15 protein-coding genes are annotated in these 24,218 nt (G+C 73.9%); 4 read left to right on the forward strand and 11 right to left on the reverse strand.

What is annotated here, in order from left to right:
- Nucleotides 1-30: 30 nt before the first annotated feature.
- Genes glyA through ACFYNL_RS04770 form a run of 4 tightly spaced genes read left to right on the forward strand, consistent with a single transcriptional unit; the run spans nt 31 to nt 3,780 of the window.
- Nucleotides 31-1,431 carry a serine hydroxymethyltransferase gene (glyA, locus tag ACFYNL_RS04755; protein ID WP_388796385.1) on the forward strand — a complete coding sequence of 467 codons (1,401 nt, stop codon included), beginning with the start codon at nt 31-33 and terminating at the stop codon, nt 1,429-1,431.
- Nucleotides 1,428-2,111 (forward strand): DUF2461 domain-containing protein, encoded by a 684-nt coding sequence (locus ACFYNL_RS04760; RefSeq protein WP_388796388.1) that lies wholly within the window; start codon nt 1,428-1,430, stop codon nt 2,109-2,111. Before glyA ends, ACFYNL_RS04760 begins: the two co-directional genes overlap by 4 nt.
- Nucleotides 2,108-3,199 (forward strand): threonine aldolase family protein, encoded by a 1,092-nt coding sequence (locus ACFYNL_RS04765; RefSeq protein ID WP_388796391.1) that lies wholly within the window; start codon nt 2,108-2,110, stop codon nt 3,197-3,199. Before ACFYNL_RS04760 ends, ACFYNL_RS04765 begins: the two co-directional genes overlap by 4 nt.
- Nucleotides 3,199-3,780 carry a GNAT family N-acetyltransferase gene (locus ACFYNL_RS04770; protein WP_388796394.1) on the forward strand — a complete coding sequence of 194 codons (582 nt, stop codon included), beginning with the start codon at nt 3,199-3,201 and terminating at the stop codon, nt 3,778-3,780. The genes ACFYNL_RS04765 and ACFYNL_RS04770 overlap by 1 nt, the downstream gene beginning before the upstream one ends.
- Nucleotides 3,781-3,845: 65 nt before the next feature.
- Here ACFYNL_RS04770 and ACFYNL_RS04775 read toward each other — a convergent pair whose 3' ends face one another.
- From ACFYNL_RS04775 to ACFYNL_RS04825, 11 genes are all read right to left on the reverse strand, one after another.
- The gene (locus tag ACFYNL_RS04775; protein ID WP_388796397.1) at nt 3,846-4,976 is read right to left on the reverse strand and encodes an acyl-CoA dehydrogenase family protein; all 1,131 of its coding nucleotides are present in this window, start codon (nt 4,974-4,976) and stop codon (nt 3,846-3,848) included.
- Complete coding sequence (locus tag ACFYNL_RS04780) at nt 4,973-6,163, reverse strand: acyl-CoA dehydrogenase family protein (protein WP_388796399.1); 1,191 nt, start codon at nt 6,161-6,163, stop codon at nt 4,973-4,975. The genes ACFYNL_RS04775 and ACFYNL_RS04780 overlap by 4 nt, the downstream gene beginning before the upstream one ends.
- Before the next feature lie 15 nt (nt 6,164-6,178).
- Nucleotides 6,179-7,594, reverse strand: coding sequence for a condensation domain-containing protein (locus tag ACFYNL_RS04785; protein ID WP_388796402.1), 1,416 nt, complete (start codon nt 7,592-7,594; stop codon nt 6,179-6,181).
- Nucleotides 7,594-10,947 (reverse strand): amino acid adenylation domain-containing protein, encoded by a 3,354-nt coding sequence (locus ACFYNL_RS04790; RefSeq protein ID WP_388796405.1) that lies wholly within the window; start codon nt 10,945-10,947, stop codon nt 7,594-7,596. Before ACFYNL_RS04790 ends, ACFYNL_RS04785 begins: the two co-directional genes overlap by 1 nt.
- On the reverse strand, nt 10,940-15,022 hold the full coding sequence (locus tag ACFYNL_RS04795; RefSeq protein ID WP_388796408.1) for an amino acid adenylation domain-containing protein: 4,083 nt from the start codon (nt 15,020-15,022) through the stop codon (nt 10,940-10,942). The genes ACFYNL_RS04790 and ACFYNL_RS04795 overlap by 8 nt, the downstream gene beginning before the upstream one ends.
- A gap of 251 nt (nt 15,023-15,273) precedes the next feature.
- Nucleotides 15,274-16,581 carry an MFS transporter gene (locus ACFYNL_RS04800; RefSeq protein WP_388796411.1) on the reverse strand — a complete coding sequence of 436 codons (1,308 nt, stop codon included), beginning with the start codon at nt 16,579-16,581 and terminating at the stop codon, nt 15,274-15,276.
- 63 nt (nt 16,582-16,644) lie between these two features.
- Nucleotides 16,645-17,742: a winged helix DNA-binding domain-containing protein gene (locus tag ACFYNL_RS04805; protein WP_388796414.1), complete on the reverse strand. Its 1,098-nt coding sequence runs from the start codon at nt 17,740-17,742 to the stop codon at nt 16,645-16,647.
- A gap of 214 nt (nt 17,743-17,956) precedes the next feature.
- A complete protein-coding gene (locus tag ACFYNL_RS04810; protein WP_388796417.1) occupies nt 17,957-21,904 on the reverse strand; it encodes an amino acid adenylation domain-containing protein in 3,948 nt (1,315 codons plus the stop codon).
- Complete coding sequence (locus ACFYNL_RS04815; RefSeq protein WP_388796420.1) at nt 21,901-23,130, reverse strand: cytochrome P450; 1,230 nt, start codon at nt 23,128-23,130, stop codon at nt 21,901-21,903. Before ACFYNL_RS04815 ends, ACFYNL_RS04810 begins: the two co-directional genes overlap by 4 nt.
- Before the next feature lies 1 nt (nt 23,131).
- Nucleotides 23,132-23,338, reverse strand: a complete 207-nt coding sequence (locus ACFYNL_RS04820) for an MbtH family protein (protein WP_388796423.1) — start codon at nt 23,336-23,338, stop codon at nt 23,132-23,134.
- A 129-nt stretch (nt 23,339-23,467) separates the two neighbouring features.
- Nucleotides 23,468-24,217 carry a thioesterase II family protein gene (locus tag ACFYNL_RS04825; RefSeq protein ID WP_388796425.1) on the reverse strand — a complete coding sequence of 250 codons (750 nt, stop codon included), beginning with the start codon at nt 24,215-24,217 and terminating at the stop codon, nt 23,468-23,470.
- Nucleotide 24,218: the final 1 nt, after the last annotated feature.

The following is a 24,218-nucleotide window of genomic DNA, read 5'->3' on the forward strand; positions in this document are numbered from 1 at the left end:
CCGATTCACCCACTCCAGGAGGGGACAGCCATGACGTTCACCATGCCAGCGCCGGTCGACGCACCGGCCGGCGACCACGTCGCCCCGCACGCCGGGCCGGGACCGCACGCACCCGACCCGATCACCTTCGCCGGCCTCGCCGCCGCCCGGCTCCGGCAGACCGACACCACGCTGTACGAGCTGCTCGACCGGGAGGCGGCCCGGCAGAACAACACCCTGATGATGGTCGCCGCCTCCAGCGTCGCCGACCCGTCGGTGCTGGCCTGCGGCGGCAGCACCCTCGGCAACCTCACCGCCGAGGGCTACCCGGGCGCCCGCTACCACGCGGGCTGCGGCGTCGCCGACGAGATCGAGCGGCTCGCGATCGAGCGGGCCCGCACCGCGTTCGGCGCCCGCGACGCCATCGTCCAGCCGCACTCCGGTTCGTCCGCCAACCTCGCGGTGCTCACCGCCCTGCTCAGCCCCGGCGACACCCTGCTCGGCCTCGACCTCGACTGCGGCGGCCACCTCACCCACGGCTCGCCCGCCTCGGTCAGCGGCCGCTACTACAACGCCAAGGGCTACCGCCTCACCCCTGAGGGCCTGCTCGACTACGACCAGATCCGCGAACTCGCCCTCGCCCACCGGCCCAAGCTCATCGTGTGCGGGGCGAGCGCCTACCCCCGCAGGATCGACTTCGCCCGGTTCCGGGAGATCGCCGACGAGGCCAACGCCTACCTCCTCGCCGACATCTCGCACATCGCGGGCCTGGTCGCCGCCGGCCTGCACCCCAGCCCCGTCGACCACGCCCACATCACGACCACGAGCACCTACAAGCAGCTGTACGGGCCGCGCGGCGGCCTGATCCTGCTCGGCCGCGACGCCCGGCGGGCCGGCCCCGAACGCGGCACCCTCGCCGCCACCATGCGCCGCGCGGTCTTCCCCTTCACCCAGGGCACCCCGGACCTGGCGTCCGTCGCCGCCAAGGCACGCGCCCTGCACTACGTGGCCGGGCCCGAGTTCGCCGCGCTCGCCCAGCGGCTCGCCGACGGCGCCCAGGCCATCGCCGAACGACTCGTGCAGCGGGGCATGCGCCTGGTCACCGGCGGCACCGACACCCACATGGTCCTCATCGACCTGCGCGGCACCCGACTGACCGGCGACATCGCCGAGGAGGCCCTGGAGTCCTGCGGGATCATCGTCAACCGCAACCGCGTCCCCGGCGACATGACCCCCGTGCGCACCACGAGCGGCCTGCGCCTGGGCAGCAACACCCTCGCCGCCCGAGGCATGGACCGCGCTGCCGCCGCCTCGTGCGCGGACCTGGTCGCCGACGTGCTCGACGCCCTGCGGGCCGGTTCCGGAGTACTCCCCGAGGCGGCGCGGGCGGCGGCACGGGCCCGGGTCGTCGAGCTCTGCGCCCGCCACCCCCTCCCGGGTTACCTGTCGTGACGTTCAGCGGTTTCCCGCCCTCCGCCCCTCGCCTGTACGCGCAACTCGCCGCCGACAACACCAAGGAGGCCTGGCGGCTGCGCCACCGCGCGGTCTACGAGAGCGACGTGCGGTCCCCCATGGAGGAGCTCGCCGCGGAACTGTCCGCCCACTTCGCCCCGGACGGCGACGGGGTGCGGCTGCTCGGGCCCGTCCGCGACACCCGGATGTCGAACGACAAGTCGCCGTACAAGACGTACCAGGGCGCCTACCTCGACGTACTGCCCGCCCTCGGCTTCTGGGTCCACCTGGACCGGGACGGGCTGTACGCCTCCGGGCGCTACTACCCGTACGCGACGGCCGAGATCACCCGGTACCGCGCCGCCGTCCAGGACGAGGACGGCGGCGCGCAACTCGCCGCGATCACCGCCCGGCTGACCGGGCAGGGCTTCACGATCGGCGGCGACCGGCTCGCCTCCCGGCCGCGCGGCGTGCCCGCCGACCACCCCCGGCTGGACCTGCTGCGGCACCGCAGGATCGACGCCGGCCGCCGCCTCGGTCCCGGCCCCGCCCTGCGGTCCGCCCGCGCCGCCGACTTCGTACGGCGGACGTGGGAGCAGGTGCGCCCGCTGCTCGACTGGGCCGCGGCCCGCGGGATCACCCCCCGACCACCCCTGCGAGGAGCTGACCCGACGCCATGACCACGCACCCCGTCGACCTGCGCAGCGACACCGTCACCCGGCCCACCCCCGGTATGCGCAGAGCCATGGCGACCGCCGAGGTCGGCGACGACCTGTTCGGCGAGGACCCCACCGTCCGCGCGCTGGAGGACCGCCTGGCGGACCTGTTCGGCTTCCCCGGCGCGCTGTTCGTGCCCTCCGGGGTGATGGCCAACCAGATCGCGCTGCGCCTGCTCGCCGCACCCGGCCAGGAGATCGTCTGCGACGCCGAAGCGCACATCCTCGCCCACGAGGAGGGCTCGCCCGCCCGCTACGGCGGCATCCAGACCCGCACCGTGTCCGGCGAACGGGGACTGCTGTCCCCCGAAGCGGTGAGGCGGATCCTGCGGCCCGGCAACGCCTACACCGTCGGCACCCGGGCGCTGGCGCTCGAACAGACCCACACCCGGGCGGGCGGCACCGTGTACCCGCTGGAGACCCTGCGCGCCCTGCGGCGGCTGACCGCACGGTCGGGTGTCGCGGTGCACATCGACGGGGCGCGGATCTGGAACGCGCACGCCGCCACCGGCACGCCCCTGTCCGCGTACGGCGCACCGGTCGCGGACACCCTCGCGGTCTGCCTGTCGAAGGGGCTGGGCGCGCCGGCCGGGTCCGTCCTCCTCACGCCCGCCGAACACCTGGCGCGGGCCCGGAGGTTGCGGCACGGTCTCGGGGGCGGCATGCGGCAGGCCGGCATCCTCGCGGCCGCCGGCCTGCACGCCCTGGACCACCACCTGGAGCGCCTCACCGAGGACCACGACCACGCGCGGCTGCTCGCCGAGGGCCTGCGCGAAGCGGGCTGCTCGGTACGGGACCCGGAGACCAACATCGTCCTCGTCGACACGCCCGGCGCCGAGGACCTCGTGAGACGGGCGGCTCAGGAGGGAGTTCTGGTGACCGCGCCCGGACCGGACGTGCTCCGGCTGGTCACCCATCTGGATGTCGGACGACGCGCGTGCCGTCGAGCCGTCGACGTGCTGGCGGCGGCCCTCCGCGCCGACCGCCGGGTGAAGAGCGGGTCCGCCCAGCCGGAACCCGCACCGCAAGGGAAAGAGAGCGAAGCAGCCTGATGACTCTGGAAGTTCTGCCGGCGACCGCCGAGCGATGGAACGATCTGCGGGCGGTACTGCAGCCCCGCAAGAGCGCCCACACCTGCTGGTGCATGGCCTGGCGGCTGACCACGGGCGACTACGGGCGGATGACCGCCGACGAGCGGGGCGAGCACCTGCGCTCCCTCGTCGAGGCGGCCGACCCGCCCCCCGGCGTCCTCGGCTACCTCGACGGACAGGTGGCCGGCTGGTGCAACGTCGCCCCCCGCAAGCAACTCGACCGCCTGACCTCGTCCAAGACCATCCCGGAGGTCGACGGCCTGCCGGTGTGGTCCGTGACCTGCTTCGTCGTCCGCAAGGAGTTCCGCGGCCGGGGCGTCGCCTCGGGGTTGCTGGACGGTGCCGTCGAGCACGCGCGGGCCCACGGCGCTCCGGCCGTCGAGGGGTACCCCGTCGACCCCGAGGGCGGCCGGGTCAACCCGACGCTCGCCTACGTCGGCACCATGGAGATGTTCGAGCGGTCCGGGTTCCGCCGGGTGCGCAGGACCGAGGCCAAGAGCGACAAGCGCTACCGCTGGGTGATGCGCCGCGACCTCGACTGACCCGGCGTTCGCCGGAACGGGCCAGGGGCTTCCGCCGGTCGGGAGCCCCTGGCCCGTCGCTTCTCTCAGGTGCCGTGCGCGGCGATGTCCCACAGATGCGCCGGCCGCCCGCAGCGCAGCGCCTCCCAGGCCGCCCGCCGGTAGCATCCGGCCACCAGCCCGTCGCGCACCAGCCCCGACGCGCCGTGCAGATGGACCGCGTCCCGCGTCACGTCCAGGGCGGTCTCCGCGGTCAACGCGATCAGACCGGCGGCCTCCCCGCAGGTGAGCCGCCCCTCGTCGAGGTCCTTCGCGGCGTCTCCCACCGCCCAGCGCACCGCGTCGAGCCGGGCCAGGAGACCGGCCACGCGCAGCCGGGGAGCCTGGTGCTTGACCAGGGCCTGCCCGAACTGCCGTCGGCTCCTGATCCGGGAGACCACGGCCGTCAACGCGGCGGCCGTGATGCCCGCGAGGAGTGACGCCTGGTGCACGGCGGCCCGCAACCCCACCCGGGCCAGGGCCTGTTCGGCGGCGACACCTTGCAGCAGCACCGCGCCCGCGGGTACGCGGGCCTGCTCGAACACCGCACCGGCGACGGCGCCGCCACCGTGGTCGGTCAGCGGGCGCAGCACCACCCCGGTGGCCGGCAGCTCCACGAGCGCCACGCACGGACCGTCCGGACCGGAGGCCAGGACCAGCAGCGACCCCGGTTCGACCCCGGCGGCGAAGGGACCGCCGGTGCCGTCGAGGACGATGCCGCCGTGGTCCCCGTCGGGCTTCCACGTGATGCCCGGCGGCACCGCACCGCGCGGGTCGGGCAGCCGGCCCGGTACCGCGACGGGGTGCATGCCCTCCCGCACCCGGTCCAGGAGCCCTTCCAGGCCGTCCCGCGCCGGCGGGCCGAGCGCGGACAGCACATCGAGGGCGAGCAGGGTGTCGGTCAGCGGCACGGGGCGCATCGCGTTGCCGCCCTCCTCGCACACCATCGCGACGACGGCCTGGCCGAGATCGAGGCCGTCCATGTCGATGGGCAGCGGGAACTCCCAGGCGCCCACCTGCGTCAGGGCCTCCCAGGCGTGCCCGGGAGTGCCGGCGGTCTCCAGGCCCTGGCGCACGGTGAGCCGCAGCTGCCGGAAGAGGGCGTCCTCCTCCTCGCGCTCGCGCCACCGCTCGGCGGGCACCCCGCCGACGGCCTCCCGCTGTGTTCCGTGTGTCACGGCCGTACCTCCGCCCCTGAGTCCAGACGCAGGCGGGCCAGCGTCTCCAGCATCATCTCGGCGGTGCCGCCGGATATCCGCATCCCGGGCGCCTCCCGCAGCGCCGAGTCCAGTGGATGTGCCACCCCGTCGGCACCCGGGGCGTCGAGCGTCATGCTGTGGTCGCCGTCCAGCTCTGCCGCCCACCAGGCCACCTCGGCGGCGAGTTCGGTGGTGTACCACTTCGCCGCGGCGGCCTCGTCCTCGTTGAGCTCGCCGCGGTCGAGCCGGGTCAGCACCCGCCGTACGAGCGTGCCGGCGGCGAGCAGCCGGGCGTTGAGCTTGGCCAGGCCGATGTGGTCGTGCTGGCCGGCCTCCAGCCGGTCGGTGTGACCCTCCAGCCGTTCCACGGCGGCGCGGTACCAGCGCAGCGCCTTGACGTAGTAGTCCAGCCCGGTCCGCTCGAACGCGAGGGTCTTGACGACGATGGCCCAGCCCTGGCCGACGGAGCCGACCACGTCGTCGGCGGTGACGACGACACCGTCCAGGGTCACCTCGTGGAAGGCGTCGTCACCGATCCCGGGAATCGCCTTGATCGTGACGCCCTTCTGGGCGAGTGGCACCAGGAACAGACTGAGGGCGTCGTTCTCGCCGCGCGCCAGGCACAGCCCGTAGTCGGCCAGTCCGGCGAACAGCGAGTGCACCTTGGTGCCGTACAGCTTGTAGCCGCCGCAGCCGTCGGAAACGGCGCGGGTGGACAGGATGTTCAGGTCGGATCCGGCCTGCGGTTCGCTGAAGAGCACGCAGCCGAACGCCGTACCGGCCGCGAAGCCCGGCAGGTGCCGGGCCTTCATCGCGTCACCGGCCACGTTCAGCAGGGTCGAGCCGACGATCTGCACGGTCAGGGTGTGCAGCAGATCGGGTACGTCGTGCATCGCCAGTTCCTCGACGAGGACCGCGGCGGCGACCTGGCTCACGCCACGGCCGCCGTACTCCTTCGGCCACTGCGGAGCCAGCAGCCCCGCCTCGCCGAGGGCCCGGTGGACCGGGCGGGGGTCCCGGGTGCGCCGGGCGGCGGCGACCGGCGCGGACACCAGGACGTCGTGGATCTCCTCGCGCAGGACGCGCATCGGCGTCCGGGGCACGCCGTCGCCGCTGCGGACGAGACCGCAGTCGGCGGGCGCGCGGAAGAACTCGGTGGTGAGCAATGGAACTCCCAGGGGCTAGCGGGTGATCCCGGGGGCGGCGGGGGAGGCGACGGCGCGTCGCAGGACGTCCTCGATGCCGGTGAGCAGCGCCGTGACGTCCTCGGGTGCGGCGGCCCGCCGGTTGAACTCGGCGGTGCCGCCGATCTCGCCGTCGCGTTCGACCAGGCCGACGCAGGCGAAGGTCCTGGCGGGGTCGGGACTGTACAGCTGAAGGTGGCGTGCGGGCGGTCCGGGCAGCTGGCTCACCTCGATTCCGGGCAGGGCGAAGGGCACGGCGGGGTAGTTGTGGAGGGCGAACAGCACGCTGTACGGCTGCCTGTCCCCGGCGCACAGCTCGTCGACGGGCAGCCGCTGGTGGCTCAGCGCCTCGGCGACCGCCGCCCGGGTGCGGTGCAGCAGCTCCGTGAACGACGGTTTCCCGGACAGGTCGACCTCCACCGGCACCACGTTGGTGAACTGCCCGACCGAGCCTTCCAGCGGGGTGGCGAAGCGGCCGGCGGCCGGGGTGCCGACGACGGTGTCCGTGCGTCCGTCGCGGCGGGCCAGCACCACCGCGAGGGCGGCGAGCAGCGTCATGAACGGCGTGGCGCCCTGCGCGGCACCGAGCGCCAGCCCCGCCTTGAGCGCGCTGCCCGTCCCGTGGCCCAGCCGCACCGGCAGATGTCCCCGCTCGAACCCGCCCGGTGCGGGTGCCGCCATCGGCCTGCGGGCCAACCCCACCCGCAGGCGGGCCAGTTCGGCCTGCCCGTCGGGCGCGGCCAGCCAGCGCCGCTGCCAGTCGGCGTAGTCGGTGAACTGCAGTTCCGGCGGGGCGAGGCTGTCCGGGCCGTGCAGGTACCCGGCCGCCAGGTCGGTCAGGAACACCCCGGACGACCAGCCGTCGAAGACGGCCAGGTGCGAGGCGAGGACGAGGACGTGCTCGTCGGGGGCGAGGGTCAGCAGCCGGAACCAGCTGGTGCGACCGTGTTCCAGGGACAGCGCCGTTCGCGCGCTCTCGTCGAGGTGGCGCCGCACCGCGTCCCGCCGCGCCACCGCCGAGTGGTCCGAGAGGTCCGCCCGGGTCAGCCGCAGGCAGGGAGCGTCGTCCACAGTCAGGAGCGGTCCCGTGCCGTCCGGGTCGTCGTCGATCCGGGTGCGCAGCGCCTCGTGCCGGGCGAGGACGCCGGTGAGCGCCTCACGCAACCGCCCGTGGTCGAGGCGCCCGGTGAGCCGTACGGCGTGCGACCCGGTGCCGGTGCCCGGCTGCCGCCGTTCACCCTGCAGCAGCCGGGCCTGCAGGGCGGTCGCGGGGACCGGCCCCGCGCCGGAGCGCGGGGCCGGACGGGCGGGGACGGGCTGCCGGGCGGACAGCAGCATCCTGGCCAGTTCGCGCTTGGCCTCCGGCAGCGCGGCCAGCGCCCGGTCGACACCGGCGCCGGTGGGCGCGGCCATCACGGGCCGTCCGGGTTCTGCAGGGAGCCCAGCAGCGCCGCGGCCTCTTCGTCGCTCATGTTCTCGATCTGGTCGAAGACCGCCAGCAGCCGGTCCTGCTCGCCGGCCGCTTCGGCCTGCGCGGTGCGCACCAGGTCGGCGAGGCCCGCGACCGTGGGCCGCCCGAAGAAGTCGGCGAGCGCGATGTCGATGCCGAACACCGCACGGACCCGCGACACCACGATCGTGGCCTGCAGCGAACTGCCGCCCAGGGCGAAGAAGTCGCCCTCGACGTCGGGGTTCTGCCACTCCAGCAGCGGTGTGAGGATGTCGCGGCAGATCTGCTCCTCGACGGCGTCGCGCGGCGCCGTGCCGTCGGCCGCCTGGTCGACGGGCAGCGGCAGCGCGGCGGTGTCGACCTTGCCGTGCGGGGTCAGGGGCAGCTCGTCCAGGACGACCACGACCGGCACCATGTAGCCCGGCAGCCGGGCGGCCGCGTAGGCGCGCAGGCCTTCGGCGTCGGCGACTTCCGAGGCGTACGCCCCGACCTGCTCGACGGTGACGTACGCGACGAGCATCCGCTCGCCGCCCGCGGCCGGCTGGGCGAGGGCGACGGCCTGCTGGACCGAGGGGTGCCCGACGAGGACGGCCTCCACCTCACCCGGTTCGATGCGGTGGCCGCGCAGTTTCAGCTGGCGGTCGGTGCGGCCGAGGAACTCCAGGTTCCCGCCCGGCAGCCAGCGCACCAGGTCCCCGGTGCGGTAGAGCCGCTCGGTCTCGGGGCCGTCGGCGAACGGGTTGGTGACGAAGCGTTCGGCGGTCAGGTCGGGCCGGCCCAGGTAGCCGCGGGCGATGCCGGGGCCGGCCACGCACAGTTCGGCGGGCACCCCGGGCGGTACCGGGCGCAGCCGCTCGTCCAGGACGAACGCCTGGTGGCCGGGCATGGGGCGGCCGATCGGCGGGTTGCGGTCGTAGGCGCCCGTGCAGTCCATGAGCGTGACGGCGACGGTGGCCTCGGTCGGGCCGTAGCCGTTGACGAACCGGCGCTCTCCGGCGGTCCACTCGGCGACCAGCTTGCCGGGGAACGCCTCGCCGCCGACGGACACCAGCCGCAGGTCCGGCAGCCGGGCCGGGTCGAGCAGCGGCAGCAGCGCGGGCGGCAGCTCCGCCACGGTCACCGCGTCGTCCCGCATCCGGGCCTGCAGCAGGGCCGGGTCCCGGCGCTCGTCGTCGGTGGCGATGACCAGTTCGGCGCCGGCCAGCAACGTGGTGAAGACCTCGAAGACGGAGACGTCGAAGGTGAGCGGGGCGAAGTGCAGCACCCGGTCGCCGACGCCGATCTCGTAGGCCCGGGCGATGGTCCGGGAGAAGTGGGTGACCGAGCGGTGCTCGATCATCACGCCCTTGGGGGTCCCGCTGCTGCCGGAGGTGTACAGCACGTAGGCCAGGTCGGCGGGGGACGACGTCGGCGTCAGGGACGGCACCTCGCGCACCGGGGCGGCCGAGCCGGCGGGGACCAGCTCCAGCGGCACGGGCAGCCGCGCCCCGTCGTCGACCAGGGCGTGCCGGACGCCCGCGTCGGCGAGGACGGTCTTCGTGCGCTCGGCGGGCGCGGCCGGGTCGACGGGCACGTAGTGGGCACCGGACTTGAGGATGCCGAGGAGTGCCGCGACCGCCGCGGGGCCGCGCCCGAGGCAGACGGCGACCGGATCGCCGTGCCGCACGCCGCGGTCGCGCAGGCGGTGGGCGATCGCCTCCGACCAGCGGTCCAGGGCCGCGTAGTCCAGCGTCGTCGCGCCGTGCCGGACGGCGACGGCGTCCGGTTCGATGGTGGCCCGCTCGCGGAAGGCCCGGTCGAGCGTGGTCGTCCAGGCGCTCTCGTCGACGGGTCCGCCCCGGGACAGCTCCCGGGCGTGCCGGGAGGCGGCCGGCTCCTCCACCAGGCTCAGTTCGCCGATACGGATGTCGGGGTTCTGCGCGACCTGCTCGATGACCCGCCGGAACGCGGCGAGCAGCGCGGAGGCGGTGCCGTGCCGGTACAGCGAGGTGTTGTACTCCAGCGACAGCTCCAGCCCGTCGTTCTCACCGACGAGGAAGCTCATGTCGAACTTGGCCGCCCCGTCGTGGAGTTGTTCCACGGCGAATCCGACCCCGGCGGCCTCGGTGGTGTGCGTGCCCCAGCGGCCCAGCGAGGTGAACTCGATCTGGAACAGCGGGTGGCGCAGCGGGTCGCGGACCGGCCGTACGGCCTCGACGACCTGCTCGAAGGGCAGCTCGCTGTTGGTGAAGGCGTCCATCACGGTGCCCGAGGTGCGCGCGACCAGCTCGCGGAAGGTGAGCCCGTCGCCGACCTCGGTGCGCAGGGTGATCATCTGCACGAAGCAGCCGATGACCCGCTCCAGGTCCGGGTGCGGACGCGACGCGCTCGCCGTGCCCACGACGACGTCCTCGGTGTGCGTCCAGTGCCGCAGCAGCGCGTTGAACGCGGCGAGCACGGTGGTGAAGACGGTGGTGTCGCAGCCCTCGGCCACCACCTTCAGCTTCTCCAGCAGCTCCTGCTCCAGCGTCAGCGTCAGACCGCGGCCGTCACCGCGGGTCTCGGGGCTGCGCGGATGGTCGGGCATCACCTCGGTGGCCGCGGCGCCGGCGAGCAGCTGCCGCCACTTGTCGGCCAGCGCCCTGCGGTGCTCGGCGTTGTCGAGCTTGGCGCGCTGCCAGGCGGCGAAGTCGGCGTACTCGACGGGCGGTTCACCGGCCTGCGGGCGGCGGCCCTGGGCGGCCTCGGCGTAGCAGGACGTCAGCTCCTCGGTGAAGATCCGCGTGGAGCCCGGGTCCCAGACCACGTGGTGGACCACCCACAGCAGGACGTGCCGCTCCTCGCCCAGGCGCACCAGATGGGCCCGCACGGGCGGGGCGGCGGCCAGGTCGAAGGGTGCCGCCGCGCAGGAGGCGACGAGCTCGGCGAGGTCCCGGTCCGGGTCGTCGCTGCCGGCGAAGTCGCTGGTCTGCACGCCGAGGACGAAGGCGGGCACGGGCTCCTGCCACGGCACACCGTCCACCTCGACGAGCCTGCTGTGCAGCACCTGGTGGCCGGCGACGACGGCGTTGAGCGCCTCGTGCAGTGCGGCCCGGTCGAGCGGACCGTCCAGGCGTATCGCCAGGGCTATGTTGTTGCGGGCCTTGCCCGCGCCCAGCCGGTCGACGAACCACATCTGCTCCTGCTGGAAGGAGGCGCGGGAGCGCGGCCCGTGGTCGGCCCGCTTGAGTTCGTTGCGGTGACCGACACCGGCGGTCATCTGGTTGCGCATCCGGCCCAGCAGTCGGGAGCGCTGTCCCTGGGGCAGCCGGCCGAGACGTTCGGCGAGGTCAGACATGGGTTCCTCCGTTGCGGTGCAGTTCGGCCAGCAGCGCGGCGAGCCGGTCCGGCAGATGCTTGGCGAAGTAGTGGCGGCCGCCGGGGATCACGGCGAGCCGCAGGTCGCGGGCGTACCGGCCCCAGGCGCGATAGCCCTCCTCGTAGCCCCGGGTGGCGTCGTCGGCGTCGCCGATGACGCAGGTCAGCGGGGTGAGGAGAGGCTGGGCGTAGCCGTCGGGGGTCCGGGCGAAGAAGCGGGCGGCCTCCGTCATGTCGTGCCGGACCATGCGCAGCACGGCCGACAGGTCGCTGTCGTCGAGGACGCCGTCGAAGCCGTCCATGGTGGTCAGGTAGCCGACCAGGTCGTCGTCGGTGGAGATACGTTCCATCTCCAGGGCGAAGTCGGGGTCGTCCTCCGGCAGGGCGGCCGCGAGGTGCAGGGCGAGGGGCCGCAGTCCGTCGCGTTCCAGGACCCGGGTGGTCTCCAGGGCGGTGACGACCCCGGCGCAGTGCCCGTACACCGCGAACGGCCCGGTGACGGTGCGGGCGATCTCGCGGGCGGCGAGCTCGGCGAACTCGGCGACCGGCAGCATCGGCCCCGGGTTCAGCGGGTCGTGGCCGGGCGGGGACACGGCCACCAGTTCGATGTGCGGCGGGAGTTGGGCGGCCAGCGGCTGGTAGGCGATCGCGTCACCGCCGCCGTGCGGGAAGCACACCAGGGTGAGCGCGGCCGACGCGCCGGCGGGCGGGGGAGTGAGCCGGTGCAGCAGCCGGTGCGCCGTCGGATCGCCGCCGTGCCCGGTCAGTTCGGCGGCGCGGGCGGCAAGGCCGGCGGGGGTCGGGTTGCTGAACAGGTCCACCACCCGCAGGGCGCCCGCTCCCGGCAGCGCCTCGGCGACGGCCCGCACCGCCCGGACGGCCGCGAAGGAGTCGCCGCCCAGGGCGAAGAAGTCGTCGCCGGGCCCGACGGCGGGCAGGCCGAGGACCTCCGCCCAGACGGCCGCGATCCGCTGCGCCGCGGGGTCACCAGCGGCTACCCGGGTGGGGGCCGCCGACGGGACCTGCGGCGCGGGCAGGGCCTTGCGGTCGACCTTGCCGTTGGGGCTGAGCGGCAACCGGTCCAGCACGACGAGTTCGGCCGGTACGCAGTGCGGCGGCAGCACGGCCCCCAGGGCGGCGCGCAGCGCGGCCGGGTCCGGGCTCGCGCCCTCGTCCGGGACCACGTACCCGGTCAGGCGGGCCGAACCGGCGGCCTGCCGGGCGACGACCACGGCCTCACGGACCTGGTCCTGCTCCCGCAGGGCGCTCTCCACCTCGCCGGGCTCGATGCGCAGTCCGTTCAGCTTGATACGGAAGTCGGTGCGGCCGAGGAGCTCGATCGTGCCGTCGGGCCGGTAGCGGGCCAGGTCCCCGGTGCGGTAGAGCCGCTCGGTGCGCCCGGGTTCCAGCTCGACGTGCACGAACTTCTCGGCGGTCAGCTCCGGCCGGTTGAGGTACCCGCGCGCCAGGCCCGTCCCGCCGAGGTGCAGTTCGCCGGGCACGCCGACCGGGACGAGCCGGTCGGCGGCGTCGAGGATGTAGGCGCGCTGGTTCGCCATGGGGCGGCCGTACGGCAGCTTCGTCCAGTCGGGGGCGACGCGGCCGACGCGGTACTCCACGGAGTGGATGGACGCCTCCGTCGCCCCGCCCAGCGCGGCGAACGCCACCGCGGGGGCGAACGCCCGCAGCCGGTCCGGCTGGGTGACGGGGATCCAGTCACCGCCGAGGAACGCGGCCCGCAGACCGGGCAGCGCCGGTCCGTCGGCGTGCTCCAGCTGGTCGAGGAGGAGGCCGAGCAGCGCGGGCGCGGAGTTCCACACGCTGACGCGGTGCCGTTCGATCAGGTCGGCCCAGTGCGCCGGGTCCTTCGCGGCGGCCGGGTCGGGCAGCACGATCGTGCCGCCGGCGGCGAGCATGCCGAGCGTCTCGTACACGCTCATGTCGAAGCTCGGCGACGACAGCGCCAGCACCGCGTCACCGGGCCCGATGCCGTACGAGCGGTTCAGATCGAGCAGGTTGTTGACGACTCCGCGGTGCTCCAGCGCGATGCCCTTGGGCGTACCGGTGGAGCCCGACGTGAAGATGACGTACGCCAGGTTCCGGGACGTGACCGCGACCGCGGGCCGGGTCGCGGGCAGCGACTCCAGCTCCCTGCGGTCGGCGTCCAGCAGGATCCGGGTGGTGCCGGGGTCGAGCGGCAGCCGGCCCACCAGCTCCGCGTCGCTGACCACGATCGGCGGTGCCGCGTCCCGCAGCAGCAGGCCCAGGCGCTCGGCCGGGTACTCGGGGTCGAGCGGCACATAGGCCGCGCCCGCCTTGAGCACCGCCAGGATCGCGGTCACCAGCCCGGGGCCGCGCCGCAGGCACAGGGCCACGGTCCGGTCGGGTCCCGCGCCCGCCTCGGTGAGCCGGTGTGCGAGCCGGTTGGCGCGCTGCTCCAGCTCCCGGTAGGTGACGCTCCAGCCGCCCAGCCCGCCGCAGACGACGGCCGCGGCGTCGGGCCGCCGGTCGGCGTGCTCCTCGAACAGCTGGTGCAGACAGGCGTCCTGGGGGAACGGCGCGCGGGTGGCGTTCCAGTCGTCCAGGGCGGCGCGGCGCTCGGCCTCGGTGAGCAGCGGCAGCGCCGACAGCGGCTCGGTCGGCCGCTCCACGGCCGCTTCCAGGGTGGTGAGGAAGTGGCCCAGCAGCCGGTCGACGGTCGTGGCGTCGAAGAGGTCGGTGGGGTACTCCACGAGGGCGCGCACCGCGCTGCCGGTGTCGTGGACGCTGATCATCAGGTCGTACTTGGTGGCGCGGGAGGAGAAGTCGATGGGCTCGGTGGCCAGTCCGGCGAGGCCGGGCGCGGTGTCCGGGGTCTCGTCCAGCAGGAACATCACCGAGGTCAGCGGCGGCCGGCTCGGGTCGCGCGGCAGACCGAGCGCGTCGACGATCAGGTCGAACGGCAGCTCCTGGTGGGCGTACGCCTGGAGCGTGGTGTGCCGCGTGGCGCGGACCAGCTCCGCGAAGCCCGGGTCGCCGCCCGTCCTGATGCGCAGCGGCAGGGTGTTGACGAAGAAGCCGATCAGGTCGCTGAAGGCCGGGTGGTCGCGGCCGGAGACGGAGGTGCCGACGACGATGTCCTCCTGCCCGGTCCAGCGCCGCAGGGTCGCGGCGAAGCCGGCCAGCAACGTCATGTAGAGGGTGGCGCCCTCCGACTTGCCGAACTCCCGCAGCCGGGCGATGAGTTGCGACGGCAGTTCGATGTACCGGGAGGCCCCGGCGTGGCCGAACACCGGCGGGCGCGGACGGTCGGTGGGCAGGTCCACCGGGGCGGCGCCGGCGAGTTCCTCGCGCCAGAAACCGGTCAGCGACCGCAGCCGCTCGCCGCCGATGCGGTCGCGCTGCCAGGCCGCGAAGTCCGCGTACTGCAGGGCGAGCGGGGGCGGCGGCCCCCCGAGGTCCGCGCTGCCCGCTCCGGTGCGGTCCGCGTACGCGCGTTCCAGTTCCGTCGCCAGCAGCCGCATCGACCAGCCGTCGGTGACGATGTGATGGAGGTTCAGCACGAGGACGTGGTCGTCGGGGGAGAGCCGGGCCAGCGAGGCGCGCAGCGGGACCGTGCCCGCGAGGTCGAAGGGTGCGGAGGCGTCCGCGTCGTAGAAGGCCCGCACGGCCTCCTCGTCGGGCAGGTCGGTCACCGGCAGCGGCAGCCGGTAGCCGTCGATCACGCGTGGCACGGCCTCGGCGGCGCCGGGCACGTCCTGGTAGACGGTCCGCAGCACCTCGTGCCGGTCCACCACGTCCTGGAGGGCGCCGTGCAGGGCGGCGACGTCCAGCGAGCCGCGGATACGGGTCGCGACCGGCACGTTGTACGCCGGGCTGCCGGGCTGGAGCTGGTCGATGAACCACAGGCGGCGCTGGGCGAAGGAGAGCACCGGTTCCGCGTCGGGGTCCCGGGGCGCCGGCTCGGGGTCCTCCCGTACGCCGGCCCGCCCTCCGGTGCGGCCCGCGAGGGCCTGGAACAGTGCCCGGCGGGACTTCGGCAGTGCGGCTATGCGTTCGGCGAGGGACTCGCTCACCTTGTGCCTCCGTGCGTCTGGTGAAGAGGGATACAGCAAGGGGTGCGGGGGAGTGCCGGACGGCGCGGGACGCGGGTACGGCGTGTGGGGGCCGGGGAGGGCGAGGCGGCCCGTCGGGGTGGCGGTGCCGGCTCTTGGCGGTGCGGCGGCTGCCGCCGGGGCGGCCGCGGTGGGGGGACGGATCCGCCGGTGCACGGGTGCGGAGCGGGTGCCGGACCGGCCGGCACCCCCTCCGACGTGCTGGGGTCGCGCTACGCGCCGACCTTCGTGCTGTCCGCGGAGGACTGCGCCGGATCGACGCCCGGGGTGTCGGAGGTGCCCGCGTCGGTGGGGGCGTCCCCGCCCGGCATCTCCTTGATCGCGGCGACCGGGCCCCCGAGGAGCGTCAGGCCGCCGATGATGCTGAGCGCTCCGGCGATGGCCAGGCCCCCGGTCAGACCGAGCAGCTCCCCGAGCGCGCCGCCCGCGAAGTACCCGATGGACAGGGCGCCGTAGACCGCCGACAGCGCGCTCCCGCTGACCCGGCCCATCTGCTCGTTGGGCGTGACGCCCTGCACCAGGCTCAGGACGTGGATGTCGAACATCGGGGAGACGAAGCCGATGACGGCCTGGACCACGATCAGGCCGGCGAAACCGGCGACCGCACCGCCCGTCGGCACCAGGATGTACCCGGCGCCCAGCACGACCGCGGTCAGGACCAGCGTGCGGCCGACGGTGAGCACCTTGGTGACGACCTCGGACAGGACCGCGCCGACGATCACGAACACCGACATCACGGCGAACGCGGCACCGACCTGGCCGGGGCTCAGGTCGAGGACCTTGTACGCGTAGACGATGAGCAGCGCGTCACCCATCGCGGCACCGAGGTTGACCACGACGTTGGCGGTGAACAGGCCCCGCAGGACGGGGTTGCCGAAGAGGGTCTTCAGGCCCTCCTTCATCTCCGCCTTGGCGGACGCCTTCGTCTCCTCCACCTTCGCCCGCGTGTCACGGTGCCGGATGAGCAGCAGCGCGACCAGGGAGACCAGGAAGGTGAAGGCGTCAGCCGTGATGGCGCGAGCCGCGCCGAGCAGCTGGATCAGCGCACCACCCGCGCCGGCGCCGACGGCCTCGGCGACGCTGCGGCTGATCTGGAGCTTGGTGTTGCCCTCGACGAGGTTCTCCGTGCCGATGAGCTGCGGCAGCCAGGACTGGTAGGAGACCTCGAAGAACGCGGTCAGGATGCCGGCGAGGCCGGCCACGACGTAGACGTGCGCCATCGTGACGGAGTCCAGCGCGAACGCCAGCGGGATGGAACCCAGGGCCAGGAAGCGGCCCAGGTCCGCCACGATCATGATGCTGCGGCGCGAGAACCTGTCGGCGACGAGACCGGCGACCGGCGCCAACAGGAGGAAGGGCAGGAAACGCAGCGCGCCGAGGACACCGACCTCGAACGCTCCCCCGTCGAGGAAGACGACCGCGAGGGTCGGCAGCGCGAGCAGGGAGATCTTGTCGCCGAAGTTGCTGACGGTCTGCCCGAACCACAGGCGGTTGAAATCGGAATGCCGACCGAGTGCCATGTCGACGCCCTTTTCTGATTGGGGACGGATTTGTCGGACGGCACTGACCGTAGGGAGGGCGGGTTAGGGGCCGGTTACGAATCCGGGCGGCCGCAGATCCGGTGTAGAGAGCGTATGAGAACTTTCATAGGCGCCGAAGAAGCGCTCGATGTCGGCGCTCTCCCGGGCGATCCCCGACGCCGTCGCGTCGTCGAAGGCCCCGCTCCCGGGGAAGGGCTCGACCACCGGTGGGCCGCCGCGCCGACCGCCCGACCAGGTGCCGACGGCCCAGCCGTCGACCACGACCGTCGGCCGGATCACCCCGCCTCCCGGCCACACCAGGCGCTCGTGCTCGGCGGGCACCGACAGTTCCCTGCGACGGTATCCGAGAAGGTAGTTGTCGTACGCGGGGAGCAGCCGCACATCACCTCGCGCAATGCCTTCCGCGTCCTGAGCGGGCATTTCACCGGCGGACGCCCAGGCCTTTTTGCACGCGCTCGCGCGCAGCCCCGACCAGTGCGCGAAATCCACGGCGTCCGCGGGCCCGTGGGCCGCGCGGTAACGGCGGGCGAGCTCGATCTGCGCGGCATCCCCCGTGAACGGCAGCGGACCGGCGGCCGGCACCCAGTCGTCGAGCAGGGCGAAGGTGGCCTCACCGGCCCGCTGAGGGCCGTGGCAGATCAGCCCGGACAGCGCGGCGCGCCGGATGAGATGGAACGCCGACTGGCCCTTGGGCTCCACGCCCAGCGTGGTGAGCCGCTCGGTGAGTTCGGCCCGGGTCAGCGGGCCCTCGCCGTCGACGGCCCGCACGATCAGCCGCGCCGCCCGTTCGCACAGGTCCTCCTCCAGGCCGAGTTCACGCAGCCGGCGCGCCCCGAGCGCCAGGTACACCGGGCCGAACAGGCCCAGCAGCCAGCGGACGTCGGCGGCGGGGACCAGCTGGAGGGTGCCGCGCATGAACCAGCCGCGTACGGCGGTCCGCTCGACGTCGGTGGCCCTGCGTACGTCGTCGGCGGTCAGGCCCGCCACCCGGGCGCGCAGGCCGAGGCCCGCCGCCGCGAGGTCCTGCGCCTGCACGGCGAGGACTCGGTCCAGGGCGGCGGCGACCGTCGTCTCACGGGCCCGCCCCCCGATCGCCTGTGCGCGTGCCCTCAGCAGCCGGTCGGCAGTTCGTCGTTCCACGGTCTCCAGTCTTTCACCGAGAAAGGGGCATGCGGCCGCGGGACACCGCCCGCGGCCGCATGCTGTTCGAATATCTCCGCGTACCGGCCCGGCGGCCGGTCATGGACCGCACGCCCGTCAGGCTCCGTGCCGCGCGAGCCCTTCTGGGCCCGCGGCACGGAGCCTGACCTGTGTGCTGTCCGGTGCGCCGGCCGCGTGGCCGGCGCACCCCACCTCAGCGCCTGCGGCGCAGGACCGCGTAGTAGCCCGGCAGCAGCAGTGCCTCCGCGTCGGACTGCGGGTCGATGGCGTGCAACTGGATCGGCTGGTCCTGAAGGACCTCCCAGTCGTCCGCGGGGAAGGCGGCGCTCAGCTCCGGCCGGGTGAAGCGGTGGGAGTGCCGTACACCGGCGGCCTCCAGCGGCGCGACCAGGTCCTCGGCGCGACCGCGCTTGCCGCCGACGAAGCCCAGGTAGCCGAAGGAGTTCCCGGAGTAGTCCGGCTCGTGGACGATCAGCACCCCGTCGGGTCCGAGCAGCCGCCCGGCGACGGCCGCGAGCCGGGCCCGGGCCGCGCCGTCGAGGACGTGGAAGACACCGCGGACGAAGATGTTGTACGGGCCCTCGCCGAGGACGCCGGCCTGTTCGGCGTCGGTCATGTCGACGGCGTGGTACTCGACGTTCGCGACGCCCTCCGCCCGAGCCTCCCGCTCGGCGTGCTCGATGGCGCTGACGGACACGTCCACCCCGACCACCCGCGGGTAGTGCGGGGCGAGTTCGCGGCTGTAGCGGCCGTTGCCGCACCCGAGGTCGATGACGGGCAGGTCGTCGCGGAAGTGCCGGCGGGCCTGCCCGAGCAGCCACTGGAACTCCTCGCCGCTGGCCGCGTCCCAGATGACGTCGCCGCCGCGGCCGGTGCGCCGGACGCCCGCCCAGTAGCGCTCCCACGCGTCGCCGGTGTCCCGCTCCTCGACGGGCGCGGCGGCCTCCTCCTCCTGGTCGCCGGGCGGCGGCGAGAAGCGCTCCCAGGTCTCCTCCTCGCCGAGCGCCTCCAGCAGGGCGACGAAGTCCTCGAACATGGATCGCACCAGCCCGTCCGGGTAGACGGCGGGCAGGTGGTCCCAGTTGAAGGTCAGCCCACCGGCCTTCTCGAACACCTGGAAGTCCAGCGAGACCTGCGGCGTCTGGGAGATGCCATACACCGGCACGCCCAGCTCGGTCTCCTCGTACTGCGGTGGATGGCCGGCCAGGCTCGTCATCACCACCGGCATCGCGGGCGCGAGGGTTCCGCGCATCTTCGTCAGCTCGCGCAGCACCTGGACGCCGCTGAAGTAGCGGTGCTCCAGATCGGCCCACAGCCGGCGCTGCACGGCCTGGGCACGGCCGGCGAAGGTCGTCTCCCGCTGCTCCACGGCCAGCAGCAACGTGGTCGTGGTGTCCGCGAGCAGGGCGTTGACCTGCGGGTGCAGCGGAAGCCGATTGAACAGCGGGAAGTTGATGGTGAACCGCGACTGCCCACTGGCCCGGCCGAGGATCTCGGCATAGGCGGCGGCCAGCACCCCGGACGGGGTCACCTTGCGCTCCCCGGCCCGCTCCTGGATGCGGTCCCACAGCTCCGCGGGCACGACGTGGCTGAGCCGCTCGAAGCGCACGGGCAGCGCCGGGGCGTCGTCCGGGCGTTCGGGCAGGGCAGGGGCGGGCGGCAGGGTGGCGAGCCGGTCCCGCCAGTACCACTCCGAGCGGCGGTACAGCTCGCTGTCGCGCAGGGAACTGCCGACGGCCAGGACGTAGTCGCGGAACGACAGCTCCAGCGGCGGAAGTTCGGCGTCCGGATCGGCGTAGTAGGTCACCAGGTCCGGGACCAGCACCTGGAAGTAGCTCCAGGCGTCGGCCACGAGGAAGTCCAGGCACAGGTGGATCCGGGCGCGGCCGCCGCCGAGCAGGCTGATCCGCACGTCGAACAACGGCCAGCCGTCGGCGTCGAGGACCTGGTGGGACAGCTGCTCGCGCAGCGCGTCCAGCTCGGCCTGCCGCCGCGCCGCGTCCAGCCCGCCGAGGTCGGTGACCGGGATGTCGTACGCGGGGATCTCCTCGTACACCTGCTGGGTGCCGTCGGGCAGGATGCGGGTGCGCAGCGCGTCGTGGCGCTCGACGAGCCGGCGCCACGCGGCCTCGAACCGCTCCACGTCGAGCTGCTCGCTCTCCCACTCGAAGTAGCCGTGGCAGCCCACGTTGCCCAGGTCCACCAGGCCGCCGCGACCGATCCACAGCGCCTGCTGGCTCTCGGTCAGCGGGAACGGCTCGAAGCGGGCCGCCGGGTCCGGGACGATGGCGGCCAGACCGCCGAACTCGCCGCGCCCGCCGGTGCGTTCGGTCACGATGAGGGTGCCGAGTTCGGCGACGGTCGGGCAGGACGACAGGTCGGACAGGCTCAGTTCGACGCCGTAGCGGCGGCGGATCTCGTCGATGAGCTGGAACGCGAGCAGCGAGTGCCCGCCCAGGTCGAAGAAGTTGTCGTGGATGCCGACGGTCTCGGTGCGGAACGCCTCGCCCCACAGCCGCACCAGGCCGTCCTCGACCTCGTTGCGCGGCGGCTCGTACCCGGCGCTGACGCCCTCGCGGGGCTCCGGCGGCTCCGGCAGGCTCTGCCGGTCGACCTTCCCGTTGGGCAGCCGGGGCAGCGCGGGCAGGACGACGACCGTGCCGGGGACCATGTAGTACGGCAGGGTGCGGGCCACGGCCGCCCGGATCGCGCCGGGGTCCGCGCTCGCGTCGCCGTCCGCGGAGACGTACGCCACGAGGCGCTTGTCGTTGGGTCCGCGCTCCTGGGTGACGACCACGGCCTCGGCGACGGTGTCGACGCGGGCGACGTGCGTCTCGACCTCGCCGAGCTCCACGCGGAAACCCCGGATCTTCACCTGCGCGTCGGACCGGCCGAGCAGCTCCAGCGCGCCGTCCTCCCGGCGGCGGGCCAGGTCACCGGTGTCGTACAGCACCGGATACGGGTCGCCCTCGACGACCCCGGACCGGAACTTCGCCGCCGTCAGCTCCGGGCGGCCGTGGTACCCGGCGGCCACGCCGGCGCCCGAGACGTGCAGTCGGCCCACCTCGCCGTGGGGGACCGGCCGGTCCTCCCCGTCGAGCAGGTGGACGCGCATGTTGGCGATGGGTACCCCGACGGGCACCTGCCGTTCGGCGCGGACCTCGGCGGGCGTGGCCTGGCTGGTGAAGTCGACACCCGCCCCGAGATCCAGGCAGGTCAGCACGTTCGTCGTCTCGGTGGTGCCGTACGTCATGACCACCCGGAACGGCGTGTCGACCGGCGGCCAGCTGTGCACCCGCTCCGCCGTCGTCACCAGGATGCGCAGAGCCGTGTCCTGCGGCCAGTCCAGCGCCCAGACGGGTTCCGCGAGCGCGGCCACCAGCATGGTGTGGGTGATGCGCTGCTCGCTCAGCCAGTCCCGGATCTGCTCGGGGGTCTGCGCCCGGCCCGCCTCCGGTATGTGGATCGCCGCGCCCAGCGGCAGATACGGCAGCCACTCCATGATCTGCACAGCGAAGCCGGGCGTGGACATCCACGACGCCCGGTCGCCGGGGCGCACCCCGTAGGCCCGCCCGGTCCAGTGCACCAGGTTGGTCAGGGCGCCGTGCCGCTCCAGGACGGCCTTGGGCGTGCCGGTGGACCCCGAGGTGTAGATGAGGTGGCTGACGGTGTCCGGGCCGGTGGGCACCCCGGTCGGGGTGTCCGGCCGGCCGTCCCCGGCGGTGGCGGCGTCGGCGCATGCCACGCCCTCGGGCAGCCGCGGGACGGTCGCGGGCGCGGTCAGCACGAGCAGCGGGCCGGCGTCGGCGATCATCGCGGCGAGCCGTTCGTCCGGGTTGACGGGGTCCAGCGCCACGATCGCGGCCCCGGTCTTGAGGACGGCGAGGGACCCGATGACGTACTCGGCGCCGCGCGGGTAGCACAGCCCGATCCGCTCACCGGGGGCCGCGCCCTCGGCGATCAGCGCGTGGGCCAGCCGGTTGGTGACGGCCTCCAGTTCCGCGTACGTCCAGGAACGCTCACCCTGCACGAGGGCGGGGGCGCCGGGGGTGCGGGCGGCCTGCTCGGCGAGGAGCCCGGCATAGCCGGTGGCGGGGAAGTCGGTGTCGGTCCGGTTGAAATCGACGAGTGCGGTGGTCACAGCGAGGCCCTTTCTCGGCGTGCGAAAGCCCGGCTGCGCAGCAGCCGCACCGGGAGACTCTTGATCCCCCACGTGAAGTTGGACGAGTTGAACTGGACGGGCCCGGTCGTCTCGAAACCGTCCAGCGTGGCGAGCATCTCGGTCAGCAGCGCACCGAGTTCGAAGCGGGCGAGCCGGGCGCCCAGGCAGAGATGGCGCCCGTGGCCGAAGGCGACGTGGCGGTTGGGACGCCGGTCGACCCGGAAGGCGTGCGGGTCGGTGAACACGTCCTCGTCGCGGTTGGCGGAGACGTTCCACAGCGTGACCCGGTCCCCGGCGGCGATACGCGTGCCGGCGATCTCCGTGTCGCGCACCGCGGTGCGCAGTGCGTGCACCCCGGGCGTGGTCCAGCGCAGGATCTCCTCGACCGCCGGCGCGATGCCGGCGGGGCCGAGGGAGCGCAGCAGCTCCCACTGCTGCGGCAGTTCGGCGAACATGTGCACCGCACCGGCGGCGGAGTAGCGGGTGGTCTCGTTGGCGCCGGACAGCACCCCGTTGCAGTTGAAGACGATCTCCTCGTCGCTCAGGGGGCGTTCGGTGCCGTCCCCCTCGTCGACCAGGGTGTCGTGCGCGATGTGGCTGACCAGGTCGTCGCCGGGGCGGGCCCGGCGCTGACCGAGCAGCTCGATGAAGTAGAGGAAGATCTCCGAGTGCGCGTTGCTGCGCACGGTCTCGTCGGGGGAGTCGAACGCGTCGGTGGTCAGCGCCCCGATCCACGCCCAGTCGGCGCGCGGGATGCCCATCATGGCGCAGACCACGCGGTTGGGCAGCTGCTTGGCCAGGTCGATGAAGTCCAGCTCGTCGAGGTCGGCGGCCTCGGCCACCAGCTCGCCGACGACCCTCTCGACGAGGGCCTCCAGACGGGGCATCTGCTGCGGCCCGAACGCCTGGTACAGCGCCCGCTTGAGCCGGGTGTGCTGGGGCGCGTCGGAGACGATCAGCATCCGCTGGCTGACGGCGGCGACGGCCGCCGGGTCACTGCCGAGCCGCATGCCCCGCGCCGAGCTGAAGGTGTCGCTGTCGGCGTACACGGCCATGATGTCGCGGTGCTTGCTCAACACCCAGAAGCCGTCGTCGCCACCGGGTTCGGGGTGCCGGTACACCGGCGCGTTGGCGCGCAGCCAGCTGAACGTGGACCAGAAGTCGTTGCGGGCGAAAGGCGCCGGGTCGAGCAGGTCGATGTGCATCTCAACTGCCCCCGATCCGGGCCGCGGTGGCCGCGGTACGCACGCTGCGCGGGCGGGTGTCGCTCCAGCGGGCGTCCACATGGGCGACGCACTCGTCCTCGGTGCCGCTGAACCCGGTCGGCGTCCAGCCGTCGGGCAGCTCGCGTGCCACGGGATACAGCGCGTACTGCTCCTCGTGGTTGACGAGGACCTGATAAATGGTGGGCACGACGTCCTCCGGGCTCGGTCGTGTGGGCTTGTGGCTCGGGCACACGGGTCTCGGGCAGGGGTGGCTCTACGGGCTCTTCGTGACATGACGCGATGTCACGTGATCGTTGAACTGTTGGGATGTGTGGCGTCAGGTGGTGCCGGCCGGTGCCACGGCGGCGTGCCGCAGCAGTCCGGCCAGGTGCTCCAGAAGCGCCTCCGGGCGGCGCAGCACGGCGTGGTGGCCGCCCCGGACGCGGTGGACGTGGAAGGCACCCGTGGTGACCGCGGCCCACCCGGCCAGGTCCTCCTCACTGACGGTGTCGTCGCCCGTGGCCCGCCAGGTATGCACGGGAACGGACAGCGCGATGCCGGGGGAGTGGGTGTAACTCAGCGAGAGCACCGCGTCCTTGCGGAGCATCGCGACCATCAGCGCACGGGTGTCCTCGTCGAGGAAGGAGGGGTCGAGGCCGGCGGTGTCGAACAGCTTGTCCAGCTCGTCGTCGTCCTCGACGATGCCCCGCCCGGCGCCGTCCCAGTGGCCGGGCGCCCGGCAGGCACTGACCACCAGCGCGGCGGGCCGCACCCGGCGGGCGACCTCGTAGCCGAGGAGCCCGCCGAAGCTGTGGCCGAACACGACCAGGGGGCGCCCGTCGGCGACGACCGGCCGCAACTCGTCGGCGATCGCCTCCACGGCCTCACCGAACGTCTGCGGCATCGGCTCGCGCCAGCGGTTCTCACGGCCCGGCAGCTGCACGCCGTACACCTGCCCGATCCCGGCGAGGGCCGGCGTCCAGGCGCGGAACTGCTGGCAGCCCGCGCCGGCGGGTGGCAGGCACAGCAGCGCCGGGAGCGCCTCGTCGCCGGGGCGGGACGGCCAGGTGGAGAGCCAGCGGCCCATG

The sequence above is a fragment of the Streptomyces sp. NPDC007808 genome (genome assembly GCF_042868655.1).
In the GTDB taxonomy this organism is placed as follows: domain Bacteria; phylum Actinomycetota; class Actinomycetes; order Streptomycetales; family Streptomycetaceae; genus Streptomyces.

Bases quoted from the DNA above. Each gene is read 5' to 3' on its own strand.
- glyA (WP_388796385.1), top strand. From the start codon at position 31: ATGACGTTCACCATGCCAGCGCCGGTCGACGCACCGGCCGGCGACCAC.
- ACFYNL_RS04765 (WP_388796391.1), top strand. From the start codon at position 2,108: ATGACCACGCACCCCGTCGACCTGCGCAGCGACACCGTCACCCGGCCC.
- ACFYNL_RS04770 (WP_388796394.1), top strand. From the start codon at position 3,199: ATGACTCTGGAAGTTCTGCCGGCGACCGCCGAGCGATGGAACGATCTG.
- ACFYNL_RS04785 (WP_388796402.1), bottom strand. From the start codon at position 7,594: ATGGCCGCGCCCACCGGCGCCGGTGTCGACCGGGCGCTGGCCGCGCTG.
- ACFYNL_RS04790 (WP_388796405.1), bottom strand. From the start codon at position 10,947: ATGTCTGACCTCGCCGAACGTCTCGGCCGGCTGCCCCAGGGACAGCGC.
- ACFYNL_RS04800 (WP_388796411.1), bottom strand. From the start codon at position 16,581: ATGGCACTCGGTCGGCATTCCGATTTCAACCGCCTGTGGTTCGGGCAG.
- ACFYNL_RS04815 (WP_388796420.1), bottom strand. From the start codon at position 23,130: ATGCACATCGACCTGCTCGACCCGGCGCCTTTCGCCCGCAACGACTTC.
- ACFYNL_RS04825 (WP_388796425.1), bottom strand. From the start codon at position 24,217: ATGGGCCGCTGGCTCTCCACCTGGCCGTCCCGCCCCGGCGACGAGGCG.